The organism is Kitasatospora sp. GAS204B, assembly GCF_029892155.1.
GTDB lineage: Bacteria > Actinomycetota > Actinomycetes > Streptomycetales > Streptomycetaceae > Kitasatospora.
In genome coordinates this window covers 1-6727 of the sequence record NZ_JARZAG010000062.1, presented here as the reverse complement: position 1 = coordinate 6727, position 6727 = coordinate 1, and the positions used below count along the sequence as shown (strand labels likewise).

The 6727-nt window shown below is 65.9% G+C and carries 6 protein-coding genes; 2 read left to right on the top strand and 4 right to left on the bottom strand.

Features of this window, described 5'->3' with window-relative positions; all coding sequences use genetic code 11:
* Positions 1–876: 876 nt before the first annotated feature.
* The 4 genes from P3T41_RS36665 to P3T41_RS36650 all read right to left on the bottom strand — a co-directional run bounded on the left by P3T41_RS36665 (position 877) and on the right by P3T41_RS36650 (position 3607).
* On the bottom strand, positions 877–1581 hold the full coding sequence (locus P3T41_RS36665) for a response regulator transcription factor (protein ID WP_280694994.1): 705 nt from the start codon (positions 1579–1581) through the stop codon (positions 877–879).
* A gap of 138 nt (positions 1582–1719) precedes the next feature.
* Positions 1720–2265, bottom strand: coding sequence for an NUDIX domain-containing protein (locus P3T41_RS36660; RefSeq protein ID WP_280694993.1), 546 nt, complete (start codon positions 2263–2265; stop codon positions 1720–1722).
* Between the two features lie 4 nt (positions 2266–2269).
* Positions 2270–3391, bottom strand: coding sequence for an adenosylhomocysteinase (locus P3T41_RS36655; RefSeq protein WP_280694992.1), 1122 nt, complete (start codon positions 3389–3391; stop codon positions 2270–2272).
* Between the two features lie 9 nt (positions 3392–3400).
* Positions 3401–3607: a hypothetical protein gene (locus P3T41_RS36650; protein WP_280694991.1), complete on the bottom strand. Its 207-nt coding sequence runs from the start codon at positions 3605–3607 to the stop codon at positions 3401–3403.
* A gap of 236 nt (positions 3608–3843) precedes the next feature.
* Between P3T41_RS36650 and P3T41_RS36645 the strand changes: the two genes are divergently transcribed.
* Together P3T41_RS36645 and P3T41_RS36640 are read left to right on the top strand one after the other, a co-directional pair.
* Positions 3844–5049: a helix-turn-helix domain-containing protein gene (locus tag P3T41_RS36645; protein ID WP_280694990.1), complete on the top strand. Its 1206-nt coding sequence runs from the start codon at positions 3844–3846 to the stop codon at positions 5047–5049.
* Between the two features lie 1343 nt (positions 5050–6392).
* Positions 6393–6539 (top strand): hypothetical protein, encoded by a 147-nt coding sequence (locus tag P3T41_RS36640; protein ID WP_280694989.1) that lies wholly within the window; start codon positions 6393–6395, stop codon positions 6537–6539.
* The last annotated feature ends 188 nt before the right edge of the window (positions 6540–6727 follow it).

Below are 6727 nucleotides of genomic sequence, written 5' to 3'. Positions count from 1 at the left end.
GTACCTCACCCCACTCGAAACCCGAGCCAGGCTCCGGCACGACTTCACCCCTGCAGCGTAAGCACCCGCTGTCCAAGATCAGGGGGGAACTTCAGATCGTCGAGCAGGGAGGTTTTCGCGGGTTCTGGCCCGTCCTGGTCCGCGCGGCTCCTACGCTCCGGCGCATGGTGGACCCTGAGGTGCTGGAACGGATCGTCGCGCGGCGCGCGGGAAGCTGGAGCCGCTGCGGGCGAAGCTGGTCAAGCTCGCGGACCGCGGCCGGCTGCACAAACGCCGGGACGGGAAGTTCACCGCACGTCCGTAGCCGGGGCGGCGGAATTATGCCGTCGCAGCGTAACTAGAGTTCCCCCGGCGGAAGTTGAGTTTGGTGTGAAGAAAAACAACCCTCACGCCGAGGGCCCCGAAGGTCTTGTCTGCACCGCCCGCCTGCCGCTGTCGAGTACCACCCTGAACCACCGTCTCCCCGGTCAAGGCCACGTTCTCCGGCCACGCCAGCGTCCGCGCCGGCCTGGTCGCCGACGGCTCGGTCGCCCTCTACGACACCGTGGGCGTGAAGGCCACCATCGAGCCGTACCTGCGCGCCGCGGTGGAGGGCACCGTCAGCGTCGACAGCAGCGGCGCCAAGCCGACGGTCGACGGTCGGCGGCAAAGTCGGCCGCTACGGCGGTCTGGACGTGAACGGAGCCGTGATGGCCCGCATCGCCATCCTCGGCACGCCGCTCCTCGAGGCGGACCTGCCCTTCCCGATCTACAACCACGAGTGGCCGATCGTCACCCGCGAGATCGGAACCAAAGGCCCCGATTTGATCACTGCCAGCGTTCCGAGCGGTGATCAGTCGGCATCTGCAACTCGGCCGAATCGGGCGACAGCGGAGGTCATGGGCCGTCGGGGCGGGCCAGTCCCGTCTGGTAGGCGATGACCACGAGTTGGGCCCGGTCGCGGGCGCCGAGTTTGGTCATCGCACGGTTCACGTGGGTTTTGGCGGTGAGTGGTGTGACGTAGAGCCGTTCGGCGATCTCGTCGTTGGACAGGCCGGCTGCGACCAGGGTGACGACCTCGTGCTCGCGCGGGGTGAGGGTGGCCAGGTGTGGCGGTGTGTTCCGGCTGGGTGCGGCGGGTTGCGCCAGGAAGCGGTTGATCAGGACTCGGGTCGCGGTGGGTGAGAGCAAGGAGTCGCCCGCGGCGACCACTCTGATGGCGTCCAGTAGTTCGTCGGGGTTGATGCCTTTGCCGAGGAAGCCGCTGGCTCCGGCGCGTAGTGCCTCGGCGACGTGTTCGTCGTTCTCGAAGGTCGTCAGTACCAGGATCTTGACGCCGGCCAGGTTCTCGTCCTCGGTGATGAGCCTGGTGGCGGCGAGGCCGTCGAGGTCGGGCATCCGGATGTCCATCAGGACCAGGTCGGCGCGGTGACTGCGGGCCAGTTCGACGGCCTGGCGTCCCGTTGCGGCTTCGGCGACCACTTCCATGTCGGTGGCGGAGTCGATGAGTATGCGGAAGGTGCCGCGCAGCAGGGCTTGGTCGTCGGCGAGGAGGACTCTTACACACCTTATCGGCTCGGCTTCTGGCGTCTCGTCAGTCATGGGGTCAGCCTAGGCGGGACGAGACCCTGTCTGACCGGCCCGGAGTCCCCACGCTGCCCGTCAAAAGCAGCAGGGCCCCGACCGGCCACCTCCCTCGGGAGATGACCAGTCGGGGCCCTCGGACGGGACTCGCCTGGATCAGGCCGTCAGGGCCTGCACACGGGTCCTCAGGCGGTCGTCAGCGATGTTGGCGACCGGACGCCACGTGTAGCCGCTGACTTCCTCCTCCTGGAGCGTGACGAGTTCGCTCGCTGTGGTGCGGAAGAGGAACCGGAAGTCGATGTGGAAGTGGCTCGGCTCGCCCTTGGCGGGGTTCTCCGGGATCGGGTGGACGTCGATGTGCACCGGGCCGTTTCCGGCGAGAGTGACGGAGGCAGCGGGGATGCCGGTCTCCTCGGTCAGCTCGCGCAGGGCCGCCGCACTCAGGGTCAAGTCCTCGGGCTCAAGGTGCCCGCCCGGGGTCAGCCACTTGTCGAGCGCCACGTGGCGGATGAACAGCACGTGCCCGTGCTCGTTGACGAGAACGGCGCCCGCCGTGGCGTGTCCCCGGAACTCCTTCCGACTGGCGATGTCCGCCCCGTCGTCCAGCAAGCCGAAGAGGGTGGCGAACTCCGCCTTCTCATCCGAGTGGACGTCGAGGTAGGCGTTGACGGTCTCGCTGACGTGCTGTGCCGTGATGGGCATCGGATCACCTGTTGTAGTAGTTGAGCCAGGTAGCGGCGATGGTGGCCCGGTCGGTCGCGGGCACTTCGTGCATGGCGGCAGTCAGGTCCCGATGGGCGAGCATTCGCACGCCTGCCAGGATCTCAGCCTGAACCAGGAAGATGAACGGCCCAACAGAGGCCCCGTGCAGGAAGTTGACGGCGTTTCCGTTGTTGAGCAGATAGAAGTAGTGGCCGGTTGTGCTGTACCGGGTCACGTTCTCCCCCGACCCGCTACGGGTGTACGCGGCGGGTAGGCCGTCCAACTCCAACTCGTCCTCGCTGCTGGTGACGGTGGCCACGTACGCGCCGTTCCGCAAGTTCGGGAAGTCCTCACCCCGCAGGGAGAGAGAGCCGGTGGCGCACAGGACCAGACCGGCGCCGGTGATCGCCTGGTCCCGGTCCCGGGCGACCCCGAAGCCCTGGCTCAGCGCCTGAGCCCGCCGCACGGGGTCGATGTCGTACACCGTGACGTGGACTCCCTTGGCGTGCAGGAGCCTTGCGATGCTCGAACCGAGCTTGCCGAACCCGATCACCAGCGCCGGCCGACCGTGCAGGATGTCCCCGCGCCCCCGCAACAGGGCCTCGGTGGAGAACACGACGGACTGACCGACCAGGAAGTCCTCCGGGTCCTTGAGCGGCGACCGTGCGACCGAGACCACCGGGCACGGCAGCTTGTCCCGCTCGGCGTACCGCTTGTGCCCGTTCTCGGTGTCTTCGACCACCCCGAGGATGCGCCCGGAGAACCGATCGGACAGTGCCTCCAAGACCGGGGCGAAGTACCCGCCCACGTCCAGGAGGACAAGATCCTTCCCCGCCGCCCGGGTCTCCAGGTACGTCACTGCGGTGTCCGGATTGGCGAACATCTCCCGCGACAACTCGTCACAGGCGTAGGTCTGTTCGATCTCCCGGCGGGCTGCCGAGTCGATCGACTTGGGCTTGGGAAGGACTGCCCGGAGGTTCGACACGGCACCGACGGCGCTGACGAAGACGGGCCGCTCCGGCAGCAGGTGCGTGACCAGGAGGGACGACGGCAGCTCAGCCGGGGCGAACTGCTTGGCGATCTTTCCGAAGTACGTTGCGAGTCGTGCGCGCTCCGACGCTTCCACGGCGGTACCTCACGCGTCCCCGGTCGTGGGGCTGACCGGCCGGATCTCGCTGGCCGGGGTGTCCCAAGCGACACCGCCACGGATCGGCCGGAGTTCCACGGCGTCCTTCGTGGTGTAGCTGGGGCCGACGTAGACCCCCTCCACACCATGCTTCGCGTCGTGGACGACCTCCCCCTCCCGGGGCTTGTAGAGCGTCTGCGCGGGCCGTTTGGTCATCGTCACTACCCTTCGCGTCTGTAGCCAGTTGGATGGAACGGCGGGCCCTGGCGGAAGTCACGGAGTCTCCGGCCTGGTCAGCGCCAGCCACTGTGTGAATCACCAGTACAGGGCCGCTCCGCCACCGTGGACAGCGCACGCATGCGGCATCTGTGCGGCATCAATGCCGCAGTGGGGCCGCACCGGGTGCTCTGAGCTGGTAGAACAACAAGTCGGAGACCGAGAGGCGGACGGCTGTGCGGCGCGAGAGTTTCACTAATCGACGCAAGCTCCTTGGGTTCACTCAGGAGTCATTTGCCCAGGCTGTTGGCGTTGATCGTTCGACGGTCGGCCGGTGGGAAATGGGGCGTGTTGATCCCCAGGACTGGCACCGCCCGGCTCTCATGAAGGCTCTTCGCGTCGGCGCGGATGAGCTGGAAACCTTGATCAGCGACTCCTCCGTCCCGGCGGTCGCACCGGCAAGCCGGACCATGGATAGCAATTCCAGCTATGACGACGAAATCGAAGCCCTGGAGCTTGTCCGCCGCGTAGCCGCCAGTGACGTCGGCAAAGAAACGATTTCACACCTAGAGTTGGCATTTGAAGAACTTGCCGTCAAGTATCCGACGGTGCCGCCACATGAGTTGCTGGGGCAGGTTCGGAAATACTCCGGCTATGTAAGCCGGCTCATGGATGCAAAAAAGACCCTTGCGGAACATCGGCAATTGCTCATCCTGGGCGGATGGTTCTCCCTGCTCGGCGCGACACTGCACGTGGATTTGAACCAGCAGGATGCGGCCACGGCTCGACTCCGAACGGCCATGACCCTGGCCCAACACGCCGATTTTCCGGAGATTCAGGCATGGTGCTATGAAACGGACGCTTGGCGCGTCCTTACCGACGGGGACTACGCCAAGGCTGTGGAACTGAGCCAGGTTGCAAAGCAGCTCGCGCCACGGGGAAGCTCGGTGGAGATACAGGCCACCGCCCAGCAAAGCCGCGCGTACGCCCGACTCGGAGATGCAGCCGAGACGTATGCAGCGATCAGTCAAGTGCAATCGCTCTCGTCAGCCGCAGGAAGTCCCGACCGACCTGAGCATCATTTTCAGTATGACCCAGCAAAGTCCGTCGCCTGGACGGCTACAACTCTTGCCTGGCTTGGCGACCCTGCTGCCGAGGAATACGCGCGAGAGGTAATTGCCCGACTGGCCCCACCGGCCGACTTGTCGAAATGGCCACGCCGGGTAGCGTCCGCGAATATCGACCTTGCATTGTCACTGGTGGCCGGAGGCAGGCTCGATGAGGCGTGCAATGCGGCACAGTGCGCGATGCTATCGGGACGCGTGGCGCCATCCAATCATTGGCGAGCTCTCGAAATTGTCCGCGCGGTAGAGAAGCGAAGGATTTCGGACGCCAAGGACCTTCGTGAAGTCTATGAAGACATGAGGCTTGCAATAGATTGAAATAGCCTGGCGTCGGATACCTCCCGGTCATAAATTCGCGGCGGCGTGCGCGAGCATGGGGGCCGGGTCCTCAGCGCCCATGCGCCTAGAGATTGACCTACCCCCCGGTACCCCCATACGTCCGCGCTGGGAGTCACACCTCTCCCGCGAAAACGCTCCGATCAGCAAGTGCCGGTACAGGAACACCCGCCGGACACGCTGCCAACGGGTCGCATAGCCACGGTCAGCAGTGCTCCCGCGCAGTGCCTCGGCCTCCCGCTCATGACCGGCACAGCGGCCACCACGGGCCGTCAGCTCTGGACACCCGGGCACCGAGCACGGGGGGCGGGGTCGTCGCGGCACAGGGGTCTCCGATCGGGGCAGGTAGCTAGACTTGGGGCTCGAACACCACGAAGGGGGGTGCGCATGGAAACTGAGTTCAGCCCCCTTGGGACGGATCTAGTCGTCAGCCTTAGAGACGGGATGGTCTATACCCCCGGCGGGGGCAAGTCGGCGCTTCCCGGTCGGCTAGCTGCTGAGTGGCTGAGCGTTATGCAGCGCGGCTGGCTCGATGAGCCAGATCAGGTGCTTACCTTTGTGCACTCCACGAGCTGGCTGTCGGACGCTTACGCTGAGGTATCAACGGCTCGGTCCGCCTTGCGAAGCGCCGCTGACGCCATGCGACAGGCAGAGACTCCGGGCGAACGCCGAGAGGCCGTCAGGGGCTTCCTGACAGCCACGGCGGAGTTGATCCTCTGCCTGCTGAGCTTCCTGGTAGCCGTGCTGCTCGCCCTGCTGTCCCGATCCCTCGGCCGATCTAGCACCGACCAGGTTCAGGTATGGCAGCCCGAGCCGATCGAAGAGTCACCGCAGATCACACCCCGTGGTCCGAACGCGCCCTTCCCCGTGAGTACTTACCGGGGCGGGCACCACCGCAGCGCGCTGGGGAGCGCCGTACTCGCTGCGTGAGTGACCCGCCTTCCCTTACAGCGGGAGGCTCCTCGTCATGCCCAACCGGACCACAAGGCCCGAGCCCACCACCATTGTCCCCGAGCCTCGGCGTACCCCCGAGCCTCCACCAGCGTTCGAACTGCGTTGCGGAGGGCTTCGTCTGACGCTCCAGCGCCTTCCCGGGCCGTGGGTGCTCCGCTTCCTGACAGCTGCGGGCGGTGTCGCTGCCGGCTGGCTCTTCCACCGCTGAGCCGAAGCCGTTGTGTTCGGCTCCAGGCCTCCGGGGCCGAACACGGGGAGTGCGGCCTATATAGCACTTTCCACCAATTTACCGACCGGGACCCGATCACCCTTCCGTGTGCTTTTCGTAAGAATTTTCCGCTCGGGGTCGCCCCGGGCTTCTCCTAGGAGACATGAACCGAGACACCGACAGGCAGCACCCAAAGTTCGAACTTCGCTGGGGTGGACTGCACTTGACGATCACCCGCATCCCCCCATGGCTGATCACGGCAGCAACCATCGGCGGCAGCAGCCTCGGCGCGTGGATCGCCCGGCACTGACCGTCACCGCCCGAACGGCACACCCGGCACCGAGCACGGGGCGGGGTCGTCGGGGCACGGGGCACCTCCGTTGTTGATCTTTAACAGCGTTAACCTCGCGCTTTCACGGATGACGGAGACTGCTAGCAGGCGGTGAGGTGGGTTATCCCGCTGACCTGGCACGATGTGCTCCCGCTTCGAGACGGCAA